The sequence below is a fragment of the Enterobacter sp. 3U4 genome (genome assembly GCF_057224565.1).
This window is the reverse complement of the sequence record NZ_CP136665.1, coordinates 1,177,887-1,203,193: the sequence shown is the minus strand read 5'-3', so window position 1 is coordinate 1,203,193 and position 25,307 is coordinate 1,177,887. Positions and strand designations below refer to the sequence as shown.

The 25,307-nt window shown below is 57.0% G+C and carries 24 protein-coding genes; 11 read left to right on the top strand and 13 right to left on the bottom strand.

Translation table 11 applies throughout. The features are described from left to right. Window positions 1-7: 7 nt before the first annotated feature. Entirely contained in the window at window positions 8-1,078 is a 1,071-nt protein-coding gene (gene dadX, locus RVY89_RS05685) for a catabolic alanine racemase DadX (RefSeq protein WP_484827151.1), read from the bottom strand. Between the two features lie 9 nt (window positions 1,079-1,087). Beyond that, on the bottom strand, window positions 1,088-2,386 hold the full coding sequence (locus RVY89_RS05680) for a D-amino acid dehydrogenase (protein WP_023312179.1): 1,299 nt from the start codon (window positions 2,384-2,386) through the stop codon (window positions 1,088-1,090). A 321-nt stretch (window positions 2,387-2,707) separates the two neighbouring features. Between RVY89_RS05680 and RVY89_RS05675 the strand changes: the two genes are divergently transcribed. Next, complete coding sequence (locus RVY89_RS05675) at window positions 2,708-4,240, top strand: SpoVR family protein (protein WP_484827150.1); 1,533 nt, start codon at window positions 2,708-2,710, stop codon at window positions 4,238-4,240. A 110-nt stretch (window positions 4,241-4,350) separates the two neighbouring features. Here the strand turns inward: RVY89_RS05675 and fadR are convergent, their stop codons facing one another. Continuing rightward, complete coding sequence (gene fadR / locus RVY89_RS05670) at window positions 4,351-5,070, bottom strand: fatty acid metabolism transcriptional regulator FadR (RefSeq protein WP_023312180.1); 720 nt, start codon at window positions 5,068-5,070, stop codon at window positions 4,351-4,353. 201 nt (window positions 5,071-5,271) lie between these two features. On the opposite strand from fadR, the gene nhaB reads away from it, so the two are divergent. Together nhaB and dsbB are read left to right on the top strand one after the other, a co-directional pair. Beyond that, window positions 5,272-6,810 (top strand): Na(+)/H(+) antiporter NhaB, encoded by a 1,539-nt coding sequence (nhaB, locus tag RVY89_RS05665; RefSeq protein WP_484827149.1) that lies wholly within the window; start codon window positions 5,272-5,274, stop codon window positions 6,808-6,810. 143 nt (window positions 6,811-6,953) lie between these two features. Continuing rightward, window positions 6,954-7,484, top strand: coding sequence for a disulfide bond formation protein DsbB (gene dsbB, locus RVY89_RS05660; protein WP_045908244.1), 531 nt, complete (start codon window positions 6,954-6,956; stop codon window positions 7,482-7,484). Between the two features lie 115 nt (window positions 7,485-7,599). Here the strand turns inward: dsbB and RVY89_RS05655 are convergent, their stop codons facing one another. The 3 genes from RVY89_RS05655 to RVY89_RS05645 all read right to left on the bottom strand — a co-directional run bounded on the left by RVY89_RS05655 (window position 7,600) and on the right by RVY89_RS05645 (window position 9,116). After that, window positions 7,600-8,040: a YcgN family cysteine cluster protein gene (locus RVY89_RS05655; RefSeq protein WP_484827148.1), complete on the bottom strand. Its 441-nt coding sequence runs from the start codon at window positions 8,038-8,040 to the stop codon at window positions 7,600-7,602. Between the two features lie 93 nt (window positions 8,041-8,133). Then, on the bottom strand, window positions 8,134-8,793 hold the full coding sequence (locus RVY89_RS05650; protein WP_021240407.1) for a fumarylacetoacetate hydrolase family protein: 660 nt from the start codon (window positions 8,791-8,793) through the stop codon (window positions 8,134-8,136). A 47-nt stretch (window positions 8,794-8,840) separates the two neighbouring features. Beyond that, a complete protein-coding gene (locus RVY89_RS05645; RefSeq protein WP_484827147.1) occupies window positions 8,841-9,116 on the bottom strand; it encodes a YcgL domain-containing protein in 276 nt (91 codons plus the stop codon). A 123-nt stretch (window positions 9,117-9,239) separates the two neighbouring features. Here RVY89_RS05645 and minC point away from each other — a divergent pair, with 123 nt between their 5' ends. The 3 genes from minC to minE are packed head-to-tail and all read left to right on the top strand — an operon-like array spanning window position 9,240 to window position 11,053. Next, a complete protein-coding gene (gene minC, locus RVY89_RS05640; protein WP_023312186.1) occupies window positions 9,240-9,947 on the top strand; it encodes a septum site-determining protein MinC in 708 nt (235 codons plus the stop codon). Between the two features lie 23 nt (window positions 9,948-9,970). After that, complete coding sequence (minD, locus tag RVY89_RS05635; protein WP_029742160.1) at window positions 9,971-10,783, top strand: septum site-determining protein MinD; 813 nt, start codon at window positions 9,971-9,973, stop codon at window positions 10,781-10,783. A 3-nt stretch (window positions 10,784-10,786) separates the two neighbouring features. Next, window positions 10,787-11,053, top strand: coding sequence for a cell division topological specificity factor MinE (gene minE, locus RVY89_RS05630; RefSeq protein WP_024909868.1), 267 nt, complete (start codon window positions 10,787-10,789; stop codon window positions 11,051-11,053). An 86-nt stretch (window positions 11,054-11,139) separates the two neighbouring features. Here the strand turns inward: minE and rnd are convergent, their stop codons facing one another. The 5 genes from rnd to yoaA all read right to left on the bottom strand — a co-directional run bounded on the left by rnd (window position 11,140) and on the right by yoaA (window position 17,519). Further along, window positions 11,140-12,267 (bottom strand): ribonuclease D, encoded by a 1,128-nt coding sequence (rnd, locus tag RVY89_RS05625; protein WP_484827902.1) that lies wholly within the window; start codon window positions 12,265-12,267, stop codon window positions 11,140-11,142. 71 nt (window positions 12,268-12,338) lie between these two features. Further along, a complete protein-coding gene (fadD, locus tag RVY89_RS05620; protein ID WP_484827146.1) occupies window positions 12,339-14,024 on the bottom strand; it encodes a long-chain-fatty-acid--CoA ligase FadD in 1,686 nt (561 codons plus the stop codon). Between the two features lie 203 nt (window positions 14,025-14,227). Continuing rightward, a complete protein-coding gene (locus RVY89_RS05615; protein WP_484827145.1) occupies window positions 14,228-14,809 on the bottom strand; it encodes a Slp family lipoprotein in 582 nt (193 codons plus the stop codon). Window positions 14,810-14,846: 37 nt separating this feature from the next. Further along, entirely contained in the window at window positions 14,847-15,542 is a 696-nt protein-coding gene (gene tsaB, locus RVY89_RS05610) for a tRNA (adenosine(37)-N6)-threonylcarbamoyltransferase complex dimerization subunit type 1 TsaB (protein ID WP_371898653.1), read from the bottom strand. A gap of 66 nt (window positions 15,543-15,608) precedes the next feature. Then, window positions 15,609-17,519, bottom strand: coding sequence for a DNA repair helicase YoaA (yoaA, locus tag RVY89_RS05605; RefSeq protein WP_484827144.1), 1,911 nt, complete (start codon window positions 17,517-17,519; stop codon window positions 15,609-15,611). Window positions 17,520-17,652: 133 nt separating this feature from the next. Here yoaA and RVY89_RS05600 point away from each other — a divergent pair, with 133 nt between their 5' ends. Then, entirely contained in the window at window positions 17,653-17,997 is a 345-nt protein-coding gene (locus RVY89_RS05600) for a RidA family protein (RefSeq protein WP_008500498.1), read from the top strand. 6 nt (window positions 17,998-18,003) lie between these two features. On the opposite strand, the gene RVY89_RS05595 is transcribed toward RVY89_RS05600, so the two are convergent. Next, window positions 18,004-18,201, bottom strand: coding sequence for a YoaH family protein (locus RVY89_RS05595; protein WP_087822771.1), 198 nt, complete (start codon window positions 18,199-18,201; stop codon window positions 18,004-18,006). Window positions 18,202-18,262: 61 nt separating this feature from the next. Here RVY89_RS05595 and pabB point away from each other — a divergent pair, with 61 nt between their 5' ends. The 4 genes from pabB to RVY89_RS05575 all read left to right on the top strand — a co-directional run bounded on the left by pabB (window position 18,263) and on the right by RVY89_RS05575 (window position 23,452). Then, complete coding sequence (gene pabB / locus RVY89_RS05590; RefSeq protein WP_484827143.1) at window positions 18,263-19,588, top strand: aminodeoxychorismate synthase component 1; 1,326 nt, start codon at window positions 18,263-18,265, stop codon at window positions 19,586-19,588. A gap of 6 nt (window positions 19,589-19,594) precedes the next feature. Then, window positions 19,595-20,173 (top strand): CoA pyrophosphatase, encoded by a 579-nt coding sequence (locus RVY89_RS05585; RefSeq protein WP_219323053.1) that lies wholly within the window; start codon window positions 19,595-19,597, stop codon window positions 20,171-20,173. A gap of 185 nt (window positions 20,174-20,358) precedes the next feature. Beyond that, on the top strand, window positions 20,359-21,723 hold the full coding sequence (gene sdaA, locus RVY89_RS05580) for an L-serine ammonia-lyase (RefSeq protein ID WP_032647740.1): 1,365 nt from the start codon (window positions 20,359-20,361) through the stop codon (window positions 21,721-21,723). 130 nt (window positions 21,724-21,853) lie between these two features. Next, window positions 21,854-23,452, top strand: a complete 1,599-nt coding sequence (locus RVY89_RS05575; protein ID WP_484827142.1) for an EAL domain-containing protein — start codon at window positions 21,854-21,856, stop codon at window positions 23,450-23,452. 6 nt (window positions 23,453-23,458) lie between these two features. On the opposite strand, the gene yoaE is transcribed toward RVY89_RS05575, so the two are convergent. Further along, a complete protein-coding gene (gene yoaE, locus RVY89_RS05570; protein ID WP_484827141.1) occupies window positions 23,459-25,018 on the bottom strand; it encodes a CNNM family cation transport protein YoaE in 1,560 nt (519 codons plus the stop codon). Window positions 25,019-25,307 lie beyond the last annotated feature (289 nt).

The following is a 25,307-nucleotide window of genomic DNA, read 5'->3' as shown; positions in this document are numbered from 1 at the left end:
ACAATCGTTACACCGTCACAACCGGCACTCGTGGTGCCAGGGCACACATCAGTTCATACCCCACCGTGCCCGCTGCGGCCGCCACGTCATCAATTTTGATTTCGTTACCCCACAGCTCGACCGGCGAACCGATGCCTGCCTGCGGGCATGGCGTAAGATCCACGGCCAGCATATCCATTGATACGGTGCCCACCGTTCCCGTGCGTACCCCGTCGACCCAGACCGGCGTGCCGGTCGGCGCGATGCGCGGGTAGCCGTCGGCATAACCGCCCGCCACGATGCCAATCCGCTGCTCGCCCTTTGCCCGGTAACGGCTGCCGTAGCCCACCGAGTCACCGGCCTTCAGGGTCTGCACGCCAATGATTTCGCTGCGCAGGGTCATGACCGGCTTCAGGCCGCTGTTGGCGATATCCTGCCACTGGCCCGAGGGCGACGCCCCGTACAGAACGATCCCCGGACGCACCCAGTTGAAGTGCGCCTCGGGATGCCACAGCGTGGCCGCCGAGTTGGACAGCGAGCGCGGGCAGTCCAGCCCTTCTGCCGCCTGCTCGATGCGGACCATGGCGTCTGCGATGCCGTCCGGTTTTTCCGCATCGGCAAAATGCGCCATCAGCGTCATTTCACCTACATTCTTCAGCGCGCGCAGCTGCTGCCAGACCGTATGCACCCGCTCAGGCTGGAAGCCCAGGCGGTTCATACCGCTGTTGACCTTGAGATAGATATCCAGCGGAGCATGGAGCTTCGCATCCTGAATCGCTTTGATCTGCCAGTTGCTGTGAACGCTGGTGGTCAGACGGTACTTGTCGAGCAGAGGCAGATCGTCGGCGTGGAAGAAGCCCTCCAGAAGCAGTATCGGCCCTTTCCAGCCGCGCTCGCGCAGCAGAATGGCCTCTTCCAGATTCAGCAGCGCAAAGCCGTCGGTGGCGCTCAGCGCGCTCCAGATACGGTCAATGCCGTGGCCGTAGGCATTCGCTTTCACCACCGACCACACGCGTGCGCCAGGCGCCGCCCGTCGAACAATTTGCAGATTATCCTTCAGGGCCTGCAGGTTCAGCTGGGCCAGAACAGGACGGGACATGACAACTCCTTAGCTATGCGCGCCGTGCAGGTGCTGTGGACGCGACGGCGTAAACCCCGATTGATAGCGCGCGGCGCTTAAATCGTCAAACGGAATGGCCGGCGTGCGCCCGGAAATCAGGTCGCTCAGCAGCTGGCCGGAGCCACAGGCCATCGTCCAGCCGAGGGTGCCGTGTCCGGTATTGGTCCACAGGTTTTTAAACGGCGTGCGCCCCACAATCGGTGTGCCGTCCGGGGTCATCGGACGCAGGCCGGTCCAGAACGTCGCCTGCTCGACAAAGCCACCGCGCGGGAAGAGATCCCCTACCACCATCTCCAGCGTTTCACGACGCGGTTTCAGCAGCTCGGTGTTGAAGCCGACGATCTCCGCCATGCCGCCTACGCGGATGCGGTTATCGAAGCGGGTAATGGCGATTTTGTAGGTTTCATCCAGAATGGTCGACACCGGCGCGCCGCTCTCTTCTTTCACCGGAATGGTCAGCGAGTAGCCCTTGAGCGGGTAGACCGGAATGTCGAGAATACCTTTCAGCATGGCGGTGGAGTACGAACCAAACGCCATCACGTAGGCATCGGCTTTGATCACCTCGTCGCCGCACTTCACGCCGTAAATCTTTTCCCCTTCCGACAGCAGCTTGTCGACAGAGGTGTTGAAGCGAAACTTCACCCCCGCCTGCTCGCACATTTGCGCCAGACGCTGCGTAAAGAGCTGGCAGTCGCCGGTTTCGTCATTCGGCAGGCGCAGGCCGCCCGTCAGCTTATGGGCCACTTCCGCCAGCGCGGGTTCAACCTGACCAAGCTGGCTGGCTTCCAGGAGCTGGTACGGTACGCCAGCATCCTCCAGCACGGCGATATCGCGGGTGGCGTTTTCGTACTGTTGCTCGGTGCGGAACAGCTGCAGCGTTCCGCCCTGACGGCCTTCATACTCAATTCCCGTCGACGCGCGCAGCGCTTTCAGGCAGTCGCGGCTATATTCCGCCAGGCGCACCATGCGCCCTTTATTCTCCATGTAGTGGCGGGTGTCGCAGTTGCGCAGCATCTGCCACATCCACTTCAGCTGGAACTGCGTGCCGTCAAGGCTGATGGCCAGCGGCGCATGGCGCTGGAACATCCATTTAATCGCTTTCAGCGGAACGCCCGGCGCAGCCCAAGGTGCCGCATACCCCGGAGAGATTTGCCCGGCGTTCGCCGCGCTGGTTTCAAGCGCGGGACCGGATTCACGATCGATAACGGTGACGTCATGTCCCGCCTGACTTAAATACCAGGCGCTGGTTACCCCAACGACACCACTTCCCAGTATGACAACACGCATAGCCACTCCATTATGTGCAAAAGAACAATCTTCTAATTACAGATTGATAACCTAGTTGAAAATATTATTCAACATACGACTTTTTTATGGTGACTTACCTCACACATCCCCCAGCATCAGGGGATAGCGCTAATTTGGGATCTCCTGCTGCGCGTTATTTTTAACCAGCATAATATGCTGAGGCATACCGTTTTTTTGCCGTATCAAAAACGCGAAATCGCAAAGAAAAAATTTCTGCCCAAGCACGCTTTTTAACACGTTGATCTATGCTTGAAAGGAGGCTCTCCAGACAGAGAGAGCACCCACAACGAGGGCGCGCTAATGGCTACTATTGATTCCCTGAACAAGGACAACACACGTCTGAGCGATGGACCCGACTGGACCTTCGAGCTGCTGGATGTTTACCTCGCCGAAATCGACCGGGTCGCAAAGCTTTATCGTCTGGATACCTATCCCCATCAGATTGAAGTCATTACGTCCGAACAGATGATGGACGCCTACTCCAGCGTCGGGATGCCGATTAACTATCCGCACTGGTCGTTTGGTAAGAAATTTATTGAAACGGAGCGGCTGTATAAGCACGGCCAGCAGGGCCTGGCGTATGAAATCGTCATCAACTCCAATCCGTGTATCGCCTATTTAATGGAAGAGAACACCATTACCATGCAGGCGCTGGTGATGGCGCACGCCTGCTACGGGCACAACTCCTTTTTCAAGAATAACTACCTGTTCCGCAGCTGGACGGATGCCAGCTCCATCGTCGATTACCTGATCTTCGCCCGTAAATACATTACCGACTGCGAAGAGCGCTACGGCGTGGACGATGTGGAAAAACTGCTCGACTCCTGCCACGCGCTGATGAACTACGGCGTGGACCGCTACAAACGCCCGCAGAAAATCTCTTTGCAGGAGGAGAAAGCGCGGCAGAAAAGCCGTGAAGAGTATCTCCAGAGCCAGGTGAACATGCTGTGGCGCACCCTGCCGAAGCGTGAAGAGGAAAAAACGATCGCCGAAGCGCGTCGCTATCCGTCCGAGCCGCAGGAAAACCTGCTCTATTTTATGGAGAAGAACGCCCCGCTGCTGGAGCCGTGGCAGCGTGAGATCCTGCGCATCGTGCGCAAGGTGAGCCAGTATTTTTACCCGCAAAAGCAGACGCAGGTGATGAACGAAGGCTGGGCGACATTCTGGCACTACACCATCCTCAATCATCTGTACGACGAGGGGAAAGTCACCGAGCGGTTCATGATGGAGTTCCTCCACAGCCATACCAACGTGGTGTTCCAGCCGCCCTACAACAGCCCGTGGTACAGCGGCATTAACCCGTACGCGCTTGGCTTTGCCATGTTCCAGGACATCAAGCGTATCTGCCAGTCGCCGACGGAAGAAGACAAGTACTGGTTCCCGGATATCGCCGGTTCTGACTGGCTGGAAACGCTGCACTTTGCGATGCGCGACTTTAAGGATGAGAGCTTCATCAGCCAGTTTATGTCGCCGAAGATCATGCGTGACTTCCGCTTCTTCACCGTGCTGGACGACGACCGCAACAACTATCTGGAGATCTCCGCGATCCATAACGAGGAGGGATACCGTGAGATCCGCTCTCGCCTCTCTTCCCAGTACAACCTGAGCAACCTTGAACCGAATATTCAGGTCTGGAACGTCGATTTGCGCGGTGACCGTTCCCTGACGCTGCGCTATATCCCGCACAATCGCGCGCCGCTGGATAAAGGGCGTAAAGAGGTACTGAAACATGTACATCGCCTGTGGGGCTTTGACGTGCAGCTGGAGCAGCAGAATGAAGACGGAAGCGTCGAGCTGCTGGAGCGCTGCCCGGCGCGGTTGAATACGCTGTAGTTTATTGCCGGGTGGCGGCTACGCCTTACCCGGCCTACGAGTTTTGTGGGCCCGGTAAGCAAAGCGCCACCCGACGAAAAAAAAACCTCTCGGACGAGAGGTTTTTTATTTTAGCGGGTCTGAATCGCTAAATCACCCGGCAGCGTTTTCTGCATGCGGTGCCAGATTTCACCGGAATCGTGACCGTAGCGGCGCACCGTCTCATAAACCTGATCGTGGAGGCCTTCGGTACAGAGCTTGCTCAGCTTATGGTAAAAGCCCAGCGCCAGGCTACGCGCTTCGGGATTGGCAAAGTAGTGGCGACCAATGCGGGTATAAAGCCCTTTCATGCCGTTGAGGATCAGACCGTACACCGGGTTGCCGGAGGCAAACGCCAGGCCGCGAAACACGTTGTAATCGAGGGTGGCAAACGCGTCGGCGTGGTCTTCCACCTCGTTCGCTGTGGCCAGCACCGCAAGGGCGTCTTCCGGATGCTGACGGAAAGCCGTACGGATAAAGATCGTCGCGATGTTGGTGCGAACGGAGAGCAGATTATCAATGAGCTGCGGCACGCTTTCATGGTCTAGACGCGCCAGCGTTTCAAGAATGTTCAGCCCGGAGGTTTCCCAGAAGTTGTTCACTTTTGTTGGCTTGCCGTGCTGGATCGTCAACCAGCCATCGCGCGCCAGTCGCTGAAGCACTTCACGCAGCGTGGTGCGAGTGACGCCAATCAGTTCAGAGAGTTCGCGTTCAGCCGGAAGGATGGACCCCGCAGGGAAACGATTATTCCAGATGCTTTCAATGATGTACTCTTCCGCGAAACCCGCCGGGCTCTGCGCCTTAATGACCATAGTGAGATTTCCATTACACAGCTTTAGCAAATTGGACTCATCATACCAGAGGCAGCCAGTGGCAGGTAGCACGGCAAAGAGAGAAAAGAGGGATCGCCGTTTCATTTTTGTGAAATTTACAATGCAGCCTTATCAGCCTCCAGGCCGCGATTTTTGCGTATACTGATGTTTTGTCTTACTTGACGGGGATGGATGTCTGTCGTGGAAATTTCTTTTGGGCGCGCACTGTGGCGCAACTTTTTAGGCCAGTCTCCGGACTGGTACAAACTTATCCTTGTGGTGTTTCTGGTCGTTAACCCCCTCCTCTTTAGCCTAAACCCGTTCATTGCCGGGTGGCTGCTGGTGGCGGAGTTTATCTTCACTCTGGCGATGGCGCTGAAGTGTTATCCCCTGCTGCCGGGCGGATTACTGGCGTTTGAGGCCGTCGTCATCGGCATGACCAGCGCTGAGCATGTCAAAGCCGAGCTGGCGTCAAATCTCGAAGTGCTACTGCTGCTGATGTTTATGGTGGCGGGCATCTACTTTATGAAACAGCTGCTGCTGTTTATCTTCACGCGTCTGCTGCTCAGCATTCCGTCGAAAATGCTCCTCTCGCTGGCGTTTTGCCTGGCGGCCGCCTTCCTGTCGGCCTTCCTGGACGCGCTGACGGTCGTCGCGGTGGTGATAAGCGTAGCGGTTGGGTTTTACGGTATTTATCACCGCGTGGCCTCTTCTCGCCCGGGTGACGATTTGCAGGATGACAGCCACGTCGAGGCACATAACCGTGAGGTACTGGAACAGTTTCGCGCCTTCCTGCGCAGCCTGATGATGCATGCTGGCGTCGGTACCGCGCTGGGCGGCGTGATGACCATGGTGGGCGAGCCGCAAAACCTGATCATTGCCAAAGCGGCGGGCTGGCACTTCGGTGATTTCTTCCTGAGAATGGCGCCGGTGAGCGTACCGGTGCTGATCTGCGGGCTGGCGACCTGTCTTCTGGTGGAGAAGTTTCGCCTTTTCGGCTATGGGGCGCAGCTTCCGGAGCCGGTGCGTCAGGAGCTGCATAAATTCGATCTGCAGAGCCGACGCCAGCGGACGCGCCAGGAGACGCTGCGTCTGATTGCTCAGGGGATCATCGGCGTCTGGCTGATTGCAGCGCTGGCGTTGCATCTTGCCGAAGTGGGGCTGATTGGCCTGTCGGTCATTATTCTCGCCACCACCTTTACCGGCGTGACGGACGAACATGCCATCGGCAAAGCCTTTACCGAAGCCCTGCCGTTTACCGCCCTGCTGGCGGTCTTCTTCGCGGTCGTGGCGGTGATTATCGACCAGCACCTGTTCGCGCCGATCATTGCCTTTGTATTACAGGCATCGCCGGATGCTCAGCTGTCGCTGTTTTACCTGTTTAACGGCCTGCTCTCGTCGATCTCAGATAACGTTTTTGTCGGGACGGTCTACATCAACGAGGCCAAAGCGGCCATGGAGCAAGGCGTTATCAGCGCCGGACAGTTTGAGCTGCTCGCCGTAGCAATCAACACCGGCACCAACCTGCCGTCGGTGGCGACGCCAAACGGCCAGGCCGCCTTCCTGTTCCTGCTGACCTCCGCTCTCGCGCCCCTCATACGTCTTTCCTATGGCCGGATGGTGTGGATGGCGCTGCCCTACACGCTGGTGCTCACGATCGTGGGATTGCTTTGCGTCAAAATTACCCTCATTCCCTGTACGCAATGGTTGATACAAGCGGGTATACTTGCGGCGCAGTAAATACTGCAACTCGGGCAGTTCGCTGCCCGTTTGCCTTTTCGCACGATAAACATCCAATTACGTTTTATTTCGCCAGGTACTGGTGGCGCGAAAAACGAATTCGTTTACACTGCGATTTCTAAGCATGTTCCAGGGAAATGATTATGTTGAGATTTTTAAACCAGTGCTCCCGCGGTCGCGGAGCGTGGTTGTTAATGGCCCTGACCGCCTTTGCGCTGGAAATGGTGGCGCTATGGTTCCAGCACGTAATGGGACTCAAACCTTGCGTGCTTTGTATTTACGAACGCTGCGCGCTGTTCGGCATTATGGGTGCGGGCCTGGTGGGCGCGATTGCGCCGAAATCCCCGCTTCGCTATGCCGCTATCGCCATCTGGCTGTACAGCGCCTGGAAAGGCATTGAACTCTCCTGGCAGCACACCATGATGCAGCTGCATCCGTCACCGTTTATGACCTGTGATTTTGCCGCCCGCTTCCCGAGCTGGCTGCCGCTGGATAAATGGTTGCCGCAGGTGTTTGTTGCATCCGGTGACTGCTCCGTTCGTCAGTGGGAGTTCCTGACCCTCGAGATGCCGCAGTGGCTGGTGGGCATTTTTGCCGCCTACTTCGTCGTGGCGCTGCTGGTGCTGATCGCTCAGCCGTTCAAACCGAAGAAACGCGATCTTTTTGGGCGCTAATTTGCCCGGCGGCGCTTCGCTTGCGCGGGCCTACGGTTTTGTAGGTCGGGTAAGCGCAGCGCCACCCGACACAACAGCGCACAATAAAAAACCCGCCTCGGCGGGTTTTTTAATCTCAACGGGTCGGGTGGTTTATGATGTGATCTTCCCAGTCACGCACCTCGGACTCTTTCACCGCAATGTGGCGCACAGAAATGCGTTCACCGTGCATCGCCGCTTTTGAACCGGTTAACAGGGGATGCCAGGCCGGCAGATCTTTTCCTTCCGCCAGCAGGCGATACGCGCAGGTATGCGGTAGCCATTCAAACGTCGGCAGATTATCCCGGGTTAACTTGATGCAGTCCGGCTCAAATTCAAACCGGCGTTCATAGTTACGGCACTGGCAGGTTTTAATGTTTAACTGCTTGCAGGCAACGTTGGTGAAGTAGATTTCGTCCGTGTCTTCATCCATCAGCTTATGCAGACAGCACTGGCCGCAGCCGTCGCACAAGGATTCCCATTCCGCGTCAGTCATGTCGTCGAGAGTTTTGCTTTGCCAGAAAGGGATGTTGTTCATCAGGATGTCCACACGTCAAAAGAAAGCGCACCTTATAACGAGTCTGGCACGTCGTTGCAAGTTTTGCCGCCCTTTTCAGGCGGCAAGAGGAGGTTACAGCACGCGGGTTTTCAGCGACAGGCCGTTAAAACCGACCTCCAGTTCATCACCGCTCGCGAGCGGACCAACGCCTTCCGGCGTGCCGGTCAGGATCACATCACCCGGCTTCAGGGTAAAGAAGCGGCTCATATAGGCGATCAGCGGCACAATTTTGTGGATCATGTCTGCGGTGGTGCCCTGCTGGCGGATTTCACCGTTAACCTTCAGGCTAAGCGGGGTGTCCTGCGGGTCGCCGGTAAATTCGCTCACCGGCACAAACGCCGAGATCGGGCAGGAATTATCAAACCCTTTGGCTTTTTCCCACGGCTGCCCTGCTTTCTTCATTTTGCCCTGCACGTCACGCAGCGTCAGATCCAGCGCCACGCCGTATCCGGCAATCGCTTTCTGAACATGCTCTTCGGAAGCCTGGCGCAGCGTCGCGCCGATCAGCACGGCGAGTTCAACTTCGTGATGCACAGAGCCCAGCCCCTGCGGCAGCGCCAGCGGCTGGCGGATATCGCAAAGCGCCGTTTCAGGCTTAATAAACAGGACCGGCTCTTCTGGCGTCGCGCTGCCCATCTCCTGGATATGTTTTGCATAGTTGCTGCCCACGCAAACCACTTTGCTGACGGGATAATCCAGTAATGCACCTTGCCAGTTATGATGTTGATACATGGTCGACCCCTAAACGGTTGATGTGTTGTGCCCAAAAACAGTTGAGACTATTTTTTACCGTTCGCCTCAAGATGCTGTTTTAATAAATTCTCGGGTGGCGGTGGAAGCTGTAAATAATAGCCTTGCTCGGCTAAGGCCGTTTTCACTTTATCCAGATCGGCATTAATCAGTTTCTTACGACCATCAAGCGGCAGCAGCATCGCCAGCTGTGGTCGGCCAAAGTTCTTCATTAATTCTTCAGGCACGCGTGAAAAATCGTCTTTCTTTTCGACATAAAGATAGGTCTGGTCACGGGTTGTACTTCTGTAGATCACACAAAACATGTTTTTACTCTGAATTAATGGGTGGTTGCTTGCCTCAATATACTCCTGACTATAACATGCCTGATACTCTTCGGAATATCGCAGCGAGTGGTTGCGGTTAATAGCAAATTGAGTAAGGCCAGGATGTCAAACACGCCCATCGAGCTTAAAGGCAGTAGCTTCACCTTATCAGTGGTACATTTGCATGATGCAAAACCCGAGGTTATTCGTCAGGCGTTAGAAGACAAAATCGCCCAGGCTCCCGCCTTTCTGAAGCACGCCCCTGTTGTTATCAACGTTAGCGGTCTTGAGGCTCCTGTTAACTGGAAACTTCTCCAGCAGGCCGTCTCCTCCACCGGGCTGCGTATCGTGGGTATCAGCGGCTGCAAAGATACTGAGCTGAAAGCGGAAATTGAGCGTGCGGGGCTGCCTCTTCTGAATGAGGGCAAAGAAAAAGCCTCGCGTGCGGCACCCGTTGCCGTGCAGACGCCCCCTCCTGCGGTGCAAAACGTTACTACCGTCACAAAAACGCGAATGATTGATGTGCCGGTTCGTTCCGGTCAGCGCATTTATGCACCAAACTGTGATCTGATTGTTACAAGCCACGTCAGTGCTGGCGCTGAGCTGATTGCAGATGGCAATATTCACGTATACGGTATGATGCGTGGACGCGCGCTCGCAGGTGCAAGTGGCGATCGAGATGCGCAAATATTTTGTACTCACCTGACGGCGGAACTGGTGTCCATCGCAGGTGAATATTGGCTGAGCGACAAGATCCCAGCCGAATTTTATGGCAAAGCGGCTCGCCTGCTTCTGGCAGACGACGCGTTGACCGTTCAACCGTTGAATTGATCCCTTTTTAACAAGGAATTTCTATGGCACGCATTATTGTTGTTACTTCGGGTAAAGGAGGCGTTGGCAAGACCACCTCCAGCGCGGCCATCGCTACTGGTTTGGCCCAGAAGGGAAAGAAAACCATCGTTATCGACTTCGATATCGGTCTGCGTAACCTCGACCTCATCATGGGATGTGAGCGTCGCGTCGTGTATGACTTCGTGAACGTCATTCAGGGCGATGCCACGCTGAACCAGGCGATGATTAAAGACAAGCGCACCGAGAACCTCTACATTCTCCCGGCCTCTCAGACGCGTGACAAAGACGCCCTGACCCGTGAAGGGGTGGAAAAGGTGCTCGACGATCTGAAAAAAATGGATTTCGACTTCATTGTCTGCGACTCTCCTGCCGGCATCGAAACCGGTGCCCTGATGGCACTGTACTTCGCTGATGAAGCGATCATCACCACTAACCCTGAAGTTTCATCCGTGCGTGACTCAGACCGCATTCTGGGGATCCTCGCCTCTAAATCCCGTCGTGCGGAAAATGGCGAAGACCCGATTAAAGAACACCTGCTGCTCACCCGCTACAATCCGGGCCGCGTGAACAAAGGTGACATGCTGAGCATGGAAGACGTGCTGGAGATCCTGCGCATTAAGCTGGTGGGCGTTATCCCGGAAGATCAGTCCGTGTTACGCGCTTCTAACCAGGGCGAGCCAGTGATCCTTGATACATTGGCAGATGCAGGTAAAGCTTACGCCGATACCGTTGACCGTCTGCTGGGAGAAGAACGTCCTTTCCGCTTCATTGAAGAAGAGAAGAAAGGTTTCCTCAAACGCCTGTTCGGAGGATAAGTTATGGCATTACTGGACTTTTTTCTCTCGCGGAAAAAGAACACCGCCAACATCGCAAAAGAACGTCTGCAAATTATCGTTGCGGAGCGTCGTCGTAGCGACGCCGAGCCTCACTACCTGCCGCAGCTGCGCAAGGACATCCTGGAAGTGATCTGTAAGTACGTGCAGATTGACCCGGAGATGGTGACGGTGCAGCTGGAACAAAAAGACGGGGATATTTCGATTCTGGAGCTGAACGTTACGCTTCCGGAAGCGGAAGAGTCGCGTTAATCCGTTTGTGATTTTGTAGGCCGGGCAAGCGTCGCGCCGCCCGGCAATTTCCCCGGTGGCGCTGCGCTTACCGGGGCTACACTTTTTTAGCGTGGGTATGCTTCCAGCAGCGTATTCAGGCGATCGGCCATCAATTCCCCGCGCCATCCCGCCATCATTTCCGGTACGCCATTCTGCGGCTTCAGCTTCCAGTGCCAGTTCAACAGCTGATTAATCTGACGGCGTGAGGCGAGCAGTTCCGCGCTCAGCTTTCTTTCCGTTGCCACTGCCTGCACCAGCGCTTTGATATCTTTAAACGCTTTGCGATAGCCCGGCATATCCATCAGGTTCAGCAGCGGTTCCGGCAGCGCATCTTCCGGCAGCTCCTGCGCTTTTGCGACCAGCGCCAGCAGGGTTTTGCCGTGGAAGCGGATCTCACTGCCCGAAAGGCCAATGCTGTCCAGTTCGCCCAGGCTGCCCGGCATATAGCGCGCCACCGCCCAGAGATGCTCTTCGCGAACGACAAAGTTAACGGCCAGATCGCGCTCGCGCGCTTTACGCAAACGCCAGTCTGCCAGCAATTGCAGGCATGCCAGCTGACGCGTGCGCAGCTGCCAGGCGTTGCTGATATCGCGCCAGGCCTCTTTCGGGTCGACCACTTCCTGGCGACGCTGCTGGGTCATACGACACTCGTCAAGCGCCGCAGACAGCCAGCCGGAGGCTTCCGCCTCTTTCATCAACTGTCCGGCAATCGGCAGCAGGTAAAACACGTCAGCCGCCGCATACTCCAGCTGACGCTCGGTAAGCGGACGCGCCAGCCAGTCGGTACGGGATTCGCTTTTATCCAGCGTCAGGCCCGTATACTCCTCTACCATGGCAGCAAAGCCCCATGAGAGCGGACGATTGCTGAATGCCGCGAGGATCTGCGTGTCAATCAGCGGCTGGGGCATGATGCCAAAGGTGTTCAGAAAGACTTCCAGATCTTCACTGCCTGCGTGCAGGTATTTCGTCACGGCGGTGTCGAGCAGCAGGTCACGCATCGGCGTCCAGTCGGTAATGCCGAGAGGGTCGATCAGCGACACGTGTTTACCGTCGTACATCTGAATCAAACCCAGCTGCGGATAATAGGTCCGGGTACGGACAAACTCGGTATCCAGGGCAATGGCAGGAAAGTCGCGCGTCACTTCGCACAGCGAAGCCAGCTCGTCGTTGGTCGTGATCATCTGGTAATTCAAATCGGATTCTCTTTTGTTTGCGCCCATAAAAAACGCCGGCTTAACCGGCGTCTGGGCGATTAACGTGTAGCTCAGGCCTTATTGTCTACTTTGGCACGGGCTTCGTCACGTAATTCTCGTCGTAATATCTTCCCGACGTTGGATTTCGGCAGCTCGTCGCGGAATTCCACCAGCTTCGGCACTTTATAGCCCGTTAGCTGACGACGACAATACGTTACCAGCGCTTCCTCGGTGAGAGAAGGATCTTTCTTGACCACAAATATCTTCACCGCTTCGCCGCTGCTGCCGGAAGGCACGCCGACGGCCGCCACTTCGAGCACGCCGCTGTGCTGCATGACCACGTCTTCGATCTCATTCGGATAGACGTTGAAGCCGGAGACCAGGATCATGTCTTTCTTGCGATCGACGATGCGCAGGAAGCCCTCGTCATCCATCACCGCGATATCACCGGTGTGCAGCCAGCCGTCTTTGATGATTTCGTCGGTCGCATCGGGACGCTGCCAGTAGCCCAGCATCACCTGCGGACCTTTGACGCACAGCTCTCCCGGCTCGCCCGGGGCGACTTCGTTATCGTTATCATCGACCAGTTTCGCTTCAGTGGAAGGAACCGGCAGACCAATGCTTCCGCTGTGGTAGTCGATATCATGCGGGTTAACGCTGACCAGCGGCGCGCATTCCGTCAGGCCATAGCCCTCCAGCAGATACTGACCGGTGAGCTTCACCCAGCGCTCGGCTACCGCCTGCTGAACCGGCATGCCGCCGCCCGCAGAGAGATGCAGCGTGGAGAAGTCCAGCTGCTGGAACTCTTTGTTATTAAGCAGCGCGTTAAACAGGGTATTCACCCCGGTCATGGCGGTGAACGGGTATTTCGCCAGCTCTTTCACCAGCCCCGGGATATCGCGCGGGTTGGTGATCAGCACGTTTTGCCCGCCCAGCTCAATAAACAGCAGGCAGTTCATGGTGAGAGCGAAAATGTGGTACAGCGGAAGGGCCGTAATGACCAGCTCTTTTCCAGGATGCAGCAGCGGTCCGTAGGTTGCGTTTACCTGCTCAAGGTTCGCCAGCATGTTGCGGTGGGTCAGCATTGCGCCTTTCGCCACGCCGGTGGTCCCACCGGTATACTGCAGAAACGCAAGATCTTCTGACACCACTTCGGGTTTCACATACTGCATCCGATAGCCCGCATGCAGCGCGCGGCGGAAGGAGATAGCGTCCGGCAGGTGGTATTTTGGCACCAGACGTTTGACGTATTTGACGACAAAGTTAACCAGCGTGCCTTTGGCGGTGGAGAGCTGGTCCCCCATGCGCGTCAGGATGACGTGTTTAACCTGGGTTTTGTCGACCACTTTTTCCAGCGTATGGGCAAAGTTGGACACAATGACAATCGCGACCGCGCCGCTGTCGTTCAGCTGATGCTCCAGCTCGCGCGGGGTGTAGAGCGGGTTAACGTTGACGACGATCATCCCGGCACGCAGGATACCGAACAGCGCCACCGGGTATTGCAGCAGGTTCGGCATCATCAGCGCGACGCGATCCCCTTTTTGCAGCCCCAGCCCTTCCTGAAGATACGCCGCAAACGCCCGGCTACGCTCCTCCAGCTTACGGAACGTCATCACCTCGCCCATATTCACAAATGCGGGCTGGTCCGCGTAGCGCCTTACCGAGTGTTCAAATAATTCCACCAGGGATTGATAACGGTCAGGATTGATCTCAGCAGGAACGTCTGCGGGATAACGGTTAAGCCAAACCTTCTTCAATGCATCACCTCTGAAATGAGTGTTCGTCGTCATCACAACCCCGATAATAAACAGTTTGTTAACATTATATTAACTCAGCGTACCAGTTAATTAATTGTTCAGATTTAAGGTTGCGAAGCGCGTCACTCTTTTTTTTCGTTTTATCCGTAAAAAAACAGAGACAGCGGCTGAACCGCTGTCTCTTTTCTAACAATAACAGTGAGTTACTCAGTAACGATCGTCTGAACCTGTGCTGGTCCCGGGTTATACCAGCCCCAGCCCGGGTAGCCGTAACGATAAGGATGTGGACCCCACATCCACGGATCGATCGGCTGCGGCGGCATGATCACCTGCTGGGCCAGCCGCCAGCGCTTGTACCCGTTGACCTGCATGGTCATAAATTTATACGGCGTGCTGCCGATTTTGCCCTGCACGGCGCCGGTAATCGGCCCGACGACGGTCACCAGCTGTCCGCGGAAATCGACCGGATCGAGGAACCCGCCGACGTCCGCATAGATACGTCCCCGGGAGGCCTCGCCCAGTACGGGCCGCGCGCCGCTGTCCAGCGGAACGGTGGCGATCTCCAGGCGGGTTTTCCCCTGCTGGTTTTGTACGTCGATGACCTTACCGCCAAAGCGCGCTTCCTGGCCGACGTACAGCTCAGGCGCATTCATCACCCGAACCAGATCCTGCTGTGGCGTGGGGCTGCTGCCCTTAATCGCATCAGGAACGGAAACGCATCCGCTCAATGCTATGGCAACAGCGCCTGCCATAATAAGGCGTACTACTTTAGTCTGAACCGCCATGATGCGACTCCTTTTTCTCAGTTCCTGTTACTGAGATTCACTCGCGGCCCGGAAGTTTCTTCCACGCGACGGTGTTTCGCAAATAAACCGGCTCCGCCTGTTCAACGGCCACGGTTTTTCCTGCTGCGAGCAGCTGGCAGGCAATCGGAAGCATATCTTCCGCAGCCGGCAGCAGCATGTTGCCGTCCACCAGCGTCAAACCGGTGTCGTTAGCCATCTCAGGCCACGCTGGCCAGCCGGTGCCGACGGTTGCCCACTCACCGGACAACTGCTTCAGTCGTTCAGTGACCGCTTCCGGCTTTAGTACGGCTTCCGTCTCTTCACCGTGCCACACGCCCTGCTCGTCGCGGGTGTATTCGGCCCAGTAAACTTCGCCCATGCGGGCATCAATCGCGGCCAGAACGCGCGTTGCCCCGGTCATGCGCCATGCACCCTGCGCCATGGTGGCGAGGGTAGAGACGCCGATCATCGGCAGTTCGGCGCCCAGCGCCAGGCCCTGCGCAATGCCAATCCCGATACGTACGCCCGTAAAGCTGCCGGGGCCGCGGCCAAAGGCCAGCGCGTCGAGGTCGGTTAAGGAGGTGTTGCCCTGGGTTAAAATGGCTTTTACCAGGGGCAGAATGCGTTGGGTGTGTTCCCGGGGGCACTCTTCGAAATGGGCAGAAACAGCACCGTCGTTCAACAGAGCAACAGAGCAAGCCTCTGTCGCGGTATCAATAGCCAGAATTCGCATCAGTCGTCGCGCTCTCGCAAGGGTCAGTCACAAAATGGCGCGCATCTTAGCACACTCCGGGGTAAATTACTCCGCCGTTGGGTTTGCCAGGAAACGCACCGCGCGTTTTATGTCCCGCGTCCGCGGCGCGGGCGGCAGGCTTGCGAGGAAAGTCGCACCGTAAGGACGCATCACCAGCCGGTTATCGCAGATGACCAGCACGCCGCGGTCGGTGACGTCGCGAATTAAGCGCCCTACCCCTTGCTTAAGCGTAATGACCGCATCCGGCAGTTGAACCTCGTCAAACGGATCGCCGCCGCGCAGACGGCAGTCTTCCATCCGCGCTTTCAGCAGCGGATCGTCCGGGGAGGTAAACGGCAGCTTATCAATGATGACCAGCGAGAGCGTGTCCCCACGAACATCGACCCCTTCCCAGAAGCTGCTGGTTGCGACCAGCAGGGCATTACCGGCGCTGACAAACTGCTGTAACAGCTGGCCTTTACTGGTTTCGCCCTGCAGCAGCACCGGTAAGGTCATTGTGGCGCGAAACTGCTCGGCGAGATCGCGCATCATGGCGTGAGAGGTGCAGAGCATAAAGCAGCGCCCGTTGTTGGCCTCGATCATTGGTTTTAACATCGCGGCCAGATGGCGCGCTGCCCCCGGCTGGTTCGGCAGCGGCAGATTACGGGGAACGCAGAGCAGCGCCTGTTTTTCGTAATCGAACGGGCTGGGCAGAAGCAGCGATTCTGCCTGCTCAATGCCGAGACGCTCGGTAAAGTGGTGCAGATCGTCATTCACCGACAAGGTTGCCGAGGTGAAGATCCAGCTGCCCGGCTTCTGCGCCATCACCTCTTTAAATTTATCCGCCACCGTCAGCGGCGTGAGTGCCAGCGTGAAATGCCGTGAGGTGCACTCATACCAGTAGCTGTACCCCGGCAGGTTAATCTCTTTCAGCCGTTTGAGCCGCCCGCGATAGAGCGTGGCGCGCTCGAAGGCCGCGTCCAGAAGCGCGGAGCGGCCGAGCGACAGCTTTGCCACGTCGTAGCAGAGCTCAAGCGCATCATCGAGCAGCAGCAGCGCGCGCTGGATGTTTTTGTCCGCCAGCAGCTCGCGCAGGTTGCCGCGATAGCCCGGCTCGCCGAGCTGTAAGCGGAAATCCTGCGCGCTTTGCGCCAGACGGTCCGCGCACTTCTGCAGCTGCTGGGTATCTTTGAGTTCGGTCCGGTAGGCAATAGTAAAATCTTTCGCCAGATCCTGCAGCTGGCGGCTGGAAAGCGACTGGCCGAAATACTGGCTGGCGATATCCGGCAGCTGGTGGGCTTCGTCGAAGATCATCACGTCCGCCTCCGGGATCAGCTCGCCGAAACCGCTGTCCTTAACCACCATATCCGCGAGGAACAGATGGTGGTTGACCACCACCACATCCGCGTCCATCGCCGTTTTGCGCGCTTTCACCACGAAGCAGTCCTTATACAGCGGGCAGTCGCTGCCGAGGCAGTTGTCGTTGGTGCTGGTCACCAGCGGCCAGGCAGGAGAGTCTTCCGGCACGCTCGCGCAGGTGCTGATATCGCCCTCTTCGGTCTGGTTCGCCCAGGCGCGAAGGATAATGACGTCGCTGAGGGTTTGTACCGGCAGGTCGCCGCCCGCCAGCGCCTGCTGCTCAAGACGTTCCAGGCAGAGATAGTTGGAGCGCCCCTTCAGCAGGGCCAGACGGCCTTTATATTTCAGCGCCTTTGCCACGGTGGGTAAATCGCGGCTGTAGAGCTGATCCTGCAGCGCCTTCGATCCGGTCGAGATAATCACCTTTTTTTTCGCCCGCAGCGCCGGAGCAAGGTAAGCATAGGTTTTACCCGTGCCGGTACCGGCTTCAACCACCAGCGGCTGAGCCTTATCGATGGCGCGTGCAACGGCGTGCGCCATCTGACGCTGAGGCTCACGGGGTTTGAAGCCGGGGATCGCCTGCGCTAATTGACCTTCAGGGGAAAAATCGTCTGCCACGGTGCTCTCTCACTGTATTTTTGAACAGGGATTATGTCAGCCCATCCTCTCCTGTGCCACCCCAAATAGTGACGACGGGAGAACAATATGGCAGTCTTGCCGCCTGACGACGAAAAATAACGAGGAAACGTTTATGACAATTGTGCGCATTGATGCCGAAGCCCGCTGGTCTGATGTGGTGATCCATAACCAGACGCTTTACTACACCGGCGTTCCGGCTAACCTGGACGCGGATGCGTTCGAGCAGACGGCTAACACTCTGGCGCAGATTGATGCGGTGCTGGAAAAACAGGGCAGCGACAAATCCCGCATTCTGGATGCGACGATTTTCCTGGCAAACAAAGATGACTTCGCGGCAATGAACAAAGCCTGGGATGCGTGGGTTGTGGCGGGTCACGCGCCTGTACGCTGCACCGTACAGGCCACGCTGATGAAACCGGAGTATAAGGTGGAGATCAAGATTATCGCGGCGGTGTAAGCCCGATTACTCTTCTGGATCTTCATCTTCATCTTCATCTTCGAAACGCGCCACGATCCGCTCGCCGGAATGACTGGCGCGAATCTCCTCGGCGACAACGGTAATCGCCTGTCCGCTGCTCATCCCCTGGGACATCAGTTCCTGAATTCGCTCAACTGCTTTCTGCTGCTGTTCATGGCTCAGAGAAGGTAAACCTGCAAACATCGTCAACTCCTGCTAAATTATTCGCGCTAATTATTTCACGCTGCCCGGTAGTATGCCACACATGAACATGCGCTTCCCCACTGTTATTACCCTGCCCTGGCGTGCAGACGCCGCTGAATACTGGTTTGCCCGCCTGAGCCATCTTCCGTTTGCGATGCTGCTGCACTCCGGCCATGCGGACCATCCCTATAGCCGCTTTGATATTCTGGTCGCCGATCCGCTGAAGACGCTGACAGCCGATGACCTGTCGCTGACGGACGATCCGCTGGTGCAGCTTCAGCACGACATTAACGCGCTGGGCTTATCTGCCACGCCAAACCCGGACCTCCCTTTTCAGGGGGGAGCGCTGGGCCTGTTTGGTTACGATCTGGGCCGCCGTTTTGAAACGCTGCCGGAGCATGCGCAGGCTGATATTCCCCTGCCCGACATGGCCGTCGGGCTGTATGACTGGGCGTTAATTGTTGATCACCAGAAAAAAACGGTTTCCCTGCTGAGCCATCAAGACGTGCAGGCGCGTCTGGCCTGGCTTGAGGCGCAACAGCCTGTACCGGCAGAGACGTTCACGCTGACCTCCGGCTGGCGCTCGAACATGAGCGCCGCGGAGTATGGCGAAAAATTCGCGTGCGTTCAGGCGTATCTGCAAAGCGGTGACTGCTACCAGGTTAACCTCGCCCAGCGCTTCCAGGCGACATACCGGGGAGATGAGTGGCAGGCGTTTACCCGTCTTAATGCCAGCAATAAGGCGCCGTTCAGCGCGTTTGTGCGTCTGGAACAGGGGGCGATTCTCAGCCTGTCGCCCGAGCGCTTTATTCATCTGGCCGAGGGCACGATTCAAACCCGTCCGATTAAAGGCACCCTGCCGCGTCTTGCCGATCCCGATGCCGATCGCCAGCAGGCGGAAAAACTGGCCGCCTCGCCGAAAGACCGCGCCGAAAACCTGATGATTGTCGATCTTATGCGTAACGACATTGGCCGGGTGGCCGTTCCGGGCAGCGTCCGCGTGCCGGAACTGTTTGTCGTTGAGCCTTTCCCGGCGGTGCATCATCTGGTCAGCACCATTACCGCGCGGCTGCCTGACTCGCGCACGGCCTGCGACCTGCTGCGCGCCGCTTTCCCGGGCGGCTCCATCACCGGCGCGCCTAAGGTGCGGGCAATGGAGATCATTGATGAGCTGGAGCCCCACCGCCGCAACGCCTGGTGCGGCAGCATCGGCTATATCAGCCTGTGCGGCACGCTGGATACCAGCATTACCATTCGTACGCTGACCGCCTGCAACGGAAACCTTTACTGTTCGGCCGGAGGCGGCATTGTTGCCGATAGCCAGGTCGATGCGGAATATCAGGAAACCTTTGATAAAGTTAACCGTATCCTGAAACAACTGGAGTAATAACGGGTGGAAAAAGAGAACCTGACGCTGGATGACTTTTTATCTCGCTTTCAGCTACTACGACCGCAGGTCAACCGCGAAGCGCTGAATCAGCGTCAGGCAGCCGTGCTGATCCCGGTCGTGCGTCGCGCGCAGCCGGGCCTGCTGCTCACCCAGCGTTCTCCTCATTTACGCAAGCACGCGGGTCAGGTTGCTTTTCCTGGGGGCGCAGTAGACAGCTCCGACGCCTCGCTGATTGCCGCCGCGCTGCGCGAAGCGCAGGAAGAGGTTGCCATTCCGCCGGAGGCCGTTGAGGTCATCGGCGTGCTGCCGCCCGTTGACAGCGTCACCGGTTTTCAGGTCACGCCGGTGGTCGGCATTATCCCGCCGGGCCTGCAGTATCACGCCAGCGTCGATGAAGTCTCTGCGGTGTTTGAAATGCCGCTGGAGGAAGCCCTCCGACTGAGTCGTTATCACCCGCTGGATATTCAGCGTCGCGGGCATGACCATCGGGTCTGGTTGTCCTGGTATCAGCATTATTTTGTCTGGGGCATGACGGCGGGCATTATTCGTGAGCTGGCGTTGCAAATCGGCCTGAAGCCTTGACTATACTTTACATTCCGCCCTCTTCTGCCAGGTTTGCGATCTGCGTCGCGCTATTAGCAAAACCCATCGTTAACCATTAGTTTAATTCATGTGAATAGTTAAGCCGAGGTCGGTGTTCCCTCTTACACTATGCGCAGTTATAACATCGTTACTGGAACCCCGGTAACCCTGTCAGGAGTGTGAAAGTGATTAGTATATTCGACATGTTCAAAGTGGGAATTGGCCCTTCGTCTTCCCATACTGTTGGCCCGATGAAGGCCGGTAAACAGTTCGTCGATGATCTGGTCGAAAAAGGATTACTGGAAAGCGTTACCCGTGTCGCCGTGGATGTTTACGGCTCGCTGTCATTAACGGGTAAAGGCCACCACACCGATATCGCCATTATTATGGGTCTGGCAGGCAACATGCCGGATACCGTTGATATTGATGCCATCCCGGCATTCATCCGCGACGTGGAAACACGCGGCCGCCTGCTGCTGGCAAACGGCCAGCAGGAAGTCGATTTCCCGCAGGATGACGGCATGCGTTTCCGTAGCGACAACCTGCCGCTGCATGAAAACGGCATGACCATTCACGCCTGGAGCGGTGAAAAAGAGATCTACAGCAAGACGTACTACTCCATCGGCGGTGGCTTCATCGTGGATGAAGAGCATTTTGGCAAAGACAGCGTCGGCGACGTCAGCGTACCGTACCCGTTCAAATCGGCTACCGAGATGCTGGGCTACTGCAAAGAGACCGGTCTTTCACTGTCCGGTATGGTGATGCAGAACGAACTGGCCCTGCACAGCAAAAAAGAGATTGAAGACTATTTTGCGAACGTCTGGCAAACCATGCGCGCCTGTATCGACCGTGGGATGAACACCGAAGGGGTTCTGCCGGGTCCACTGCGCGTACCGCGTCGTGCCTCTGCCCTGCGCCGTATGCTGGTGACCACGGACAAATTCTCCAACGACCCGATGAACGTGGTTGACTGGGTAAACATGTTTGCCCTGGCGGTTAACGAAGAGAACGCCGCCGGCGGCCGCGTCGTGACGGCGCCAACCAACGGTGCCTGCGGTATCGTTCCGGCAGTGCTGGCGTATTACGATCACTTTATTGAGCCCGTGACGCCGGACATCTACATCCGCTATTTCCTGGCGGCAGGTGCCATCGGCGCGCTGTACAAGATGAATGCCTCCATCTCCGGTGCGGAAGTGGGCTGTCAGGGTGAAGTCGGCGTGGCCTGCTCCATGGCGGCGGCGGGTCTGGCAGAGCTGCTGGGCGCAAGCCCTGAACAGGTCTGCGTGGCGGCCGAAATCGGTATGGAACATAACCTCGGTCTGACCTGTGACCCGGTCGCGGGCCAGGTGCAGGTGCCGTGCATCGAGCGTAACGCGATTGCCTCGGTGAAAGCCATCAACGCCTCACGTATGGCGATGCGCCGTACCAGCGAACCTCGCGTATCGCTGGATAAGGTGATTGAAACCATGTACGAAACCGGCAAAGACATGAACGCGAAATACCGCGAGACGTCCCGTGGTGGCCTGGCCATTAAGGTGCAGTGCGACTAATACTGCCTTTCGCCCATCTGCAACGGATGGGCGAATTTCCCTCTTCTTCCTCGTCTCCTTCTGCTTTCCCCACTACACTTTCACTGTTGCGTCCGGCTTTTGTGGCTGGTGGCTTATCAGGCGACCGTTCATGCAAACTGCACAAACGATCATTAAAAACTATCGCCGAAAACGCGTTATCGTCTGTGTGACGGTTGCGCTCCTCACGCTCATCCTGACGCTAGGCATTCGCTTTATTTCCCAGCGCAACGTTAACCAACAGCGGATCCTCGATTTTACCAGCCACACCGTCCGCGCCCTTGATAACATACTGCTTTCTTTAGAAAACCGCCGCAGCGTGCTGCAGCCCCTGGTGGGACAGCCCTGTCCGCAGGCGCATCTGGCGTTGCGAAAGCAGGCCGCCATTTTGCAGACGGTCCGCTCCATCGCCCTGATTAACGACGGTGTCCTGTATTGCTCAAGTATTTTCGGCAGCCGCGACGTGCCCGTTCGCGACTTTCTGAAAGAGTTACCCGCCAGCACGGCGAAGCTAATTTTATCCACCGACCAGTGGCTGCTTAAAGATAGTCCGATATTGATCCAGTGGTATCCCGTTTCTCCGGACGGTGAAGCAGGCGTCATCGAAATCATCAATATCGATCTGATCGCCAAAATGATCCTCGAGCCCCAGCGCCCGCTTATTAATGACGTGGCGCTGACCGTGGGCGATCGCTTTCTGCGCTATGGACAACGCGTCAGCGACAGCCTGACGTTTGATGAGGAGGGCTCTCTTTTCCAGCAGGCATCAACCCGAAATCCTTTCACCATTACGGTCAGCGGGCCAGGTCCCGGAGCATTAGCCTTAAAAAGCCTGCCAGCCCAGCTGCCGCTGGGACTCATGCTCAGCCTGCTGCTGGGCTATCTCGCCTGGCTGGCGACGGCAAACCGGATGAGCTTTACGTGGGAGATCGATATGGGGATTGCGGGGCGGGAATTTGAGCTTTTCTGCCAGCCGCTGGTGAATGCCCGTACCCAGGCCTGCATCGGCGTGGAGATCCTGCTGCGCTGGAACAACCCCCGTCAGGGCTGGATCACCCCGGAAGTGTTTATCCCTCTGGCAGAAGAACATAACCAGATTGTCCCACTGACCCGCTATGTCATCGCCGAAACGGTGCGCCAGATAGGCTACTTCCCTTCCAGCGCCGGTTTTCACATCGGCATTAACGTTGCCGCCAGCCATTTCCGTCACGCTGTGCTGATACAGGATCTGAACCGCCTCTGGTTCAGCGCCAGTCCGCGACAGCAGCTGGTAATTGAACTCACGGAACGGGATGCGCTGCTGGATGCGGATTATCGCATCGTGCGCGAACTGCATCGCAAAGGGGTGAAGCTGGCCATCGACGATTTTGGTACCGGGAACAGCTCCCTCTCCTGGCTTGAGAAGCTGCACCCGGACGTGCTGAAAATTGACCAGTCGTTTACCACCGCCATCGGCACTGACGCCGTGAATTCAACGGTGACGGATATGATTATTGCGCTGGGTCAGCGGCTGAATATTGAACTGGTTGCTGAGGGGGTCGAGACAGAGGAGCAGGCGCGCTATTTGCGCCGTCATGGTGTGCCTGTCCTGCAGGGCTTTTTCTATGCGCGGCCGATGCCGCTACGGGATTTTCCGAAGTGGCTGGCGGGAAGCGCGTCCCCGCCAGCGCGTCATAACGGGCACATCGTGCCCTTAATGCCGCTGCGCTAAGCCGGCTTACTCATCTTCGTCGTGGGGTGATTGTTCTTTAACAATACGAACCATATCAACGCGATAGTCGTTAGCTTCAACGATCGTAATGTGCAGCGGCGCCAGTTCGATTACATCTCCGACGCGCGGGATTTGCCCGTTAACCGCGATCACCAGACCAGCAACGGTCGCGATGTCTTCTTCATCATTGATCACGTTTTCCAGCCCCAGCGTGTGCGAGAGCGCGTGCAGGTCGGTGGTACCTTTAACCAGCCAGCCTTCGCCGTCGGCAACAATTTCTGGCGTTTCGTCGGCATCCGGGAATTCACCGGCAATCGCTTCCAGCACGTCCAGCGGCGTAACCAGCCCCTGCACCACGCCAAACTCGTTGGTGACGATAACAAAGCTACCGCGAGCGCGACGCAGCACCCCGAGCAGGTTGATCGGATCCAGCGTTTCCGGCACGACGATCGCAGGCGACGCGGCAGCAACGGCTTCCACGTTGACGCCCTCTTCCAGGGCTACCAGCATCTCTTTCGCCCGCACGACGCCGATGATCTCATCCAGCTCACCGCGACACACCGGGAACAGGCTGTGCGGTGAAGAGAGCAGCTGCTGGCGAATTTCATCCACGCTCAGGTTAGCATCAACCCAGCTGATCTCCCCGCGCGGCGTCATGATGCCGCGCAGCGAACGGGAGGCCAGGGAGAGCACGCCGTTGATCATGTAGCGCTCCTGTTCCACAAACGCCCCTTCCGGAACCGGAACCGGGTTGTGGTTTTCGGAATCAGACTGAACGTTCACCTGACGGCGACCGCCCATCAGGCGCAGAATGGCATCCGCGGTACGGGCGCGCAGAGGCTGATTTGACTGCTGCTTGATAAAGTTACGGCGCGCAATCTGGTTGAACAGCTCGATCAGGATCGAGAAGCCAATCGCGGCGTACAGGTAGCCTTTCGGAATATGGAAGCCAAAACCTTCCGCCACCAGGCTCAGGCCAATCATCAGCAGGAAGCTCAGACACAGCACGACCACCGTCGGATGCTGGTTCACGAAGCGCGTCAGAGGCTTCGAGGCCAGCAGCATGACCGCCATTGCAATAACGACCGCAGCCATCATGACCGGCAGATGGTTCACCATGCCGACCGCTGTGATCACCGCATCCAGCGAGAAGACCGCATCCAGCACCACGATCTGCAGCACCACCACCCAGAAACTGGCATAGCCTTTACCGTGACCATCATCGTGCTGACGGTTTTCCAGCCGCTCGTGAAGCTCTGTCGTCGCTTTGAAAAGCAGGAATATCCCCCCGATCAGCATGATTAAATCACGCCCTGAGAAGGTGTAGTCCATGACGGAGAACAGCGGTTTGGTCAATGTGACCATCCAGGAGATGACGGAGAGCAGCCCCAGTCGCATAACCAGCGCCAGCGAGAGGCCAATCAGACGCGCTTTATCACGCTGTTTTGGCGGCAGCTTATCCGCAAGGATGGCGATAAACACCAGGTTATCAATGCCGAGAACAATCTCGAGCACCACCAGCGTGAGCAATCCCACCCAGATTGACGGGTCCATTAAGAATTCCATGACAAGCTCCTGCTAAAGGAATGACGAAACGGTGCCCCACTCAACGTGGGCAAAACAGAGGTAGACAGAGTCGATACGTGGCGAGGATCGCCGGTGAATAAGGCGCGAAATGGCCTGGCAGATGACTGACGTCGGTGACGGTCCATATAGTGGGCTGTAGCCCTATACTCCTGAACAATTAAACGGAGGCTAAACATATCAGAGACAATGTGTTTTTAGCAAAGATTTACGTTCCTTTGCAAAGTTCTGTAACACTGCGGCTTTACTCTACGGATAAATCTGTAACGCG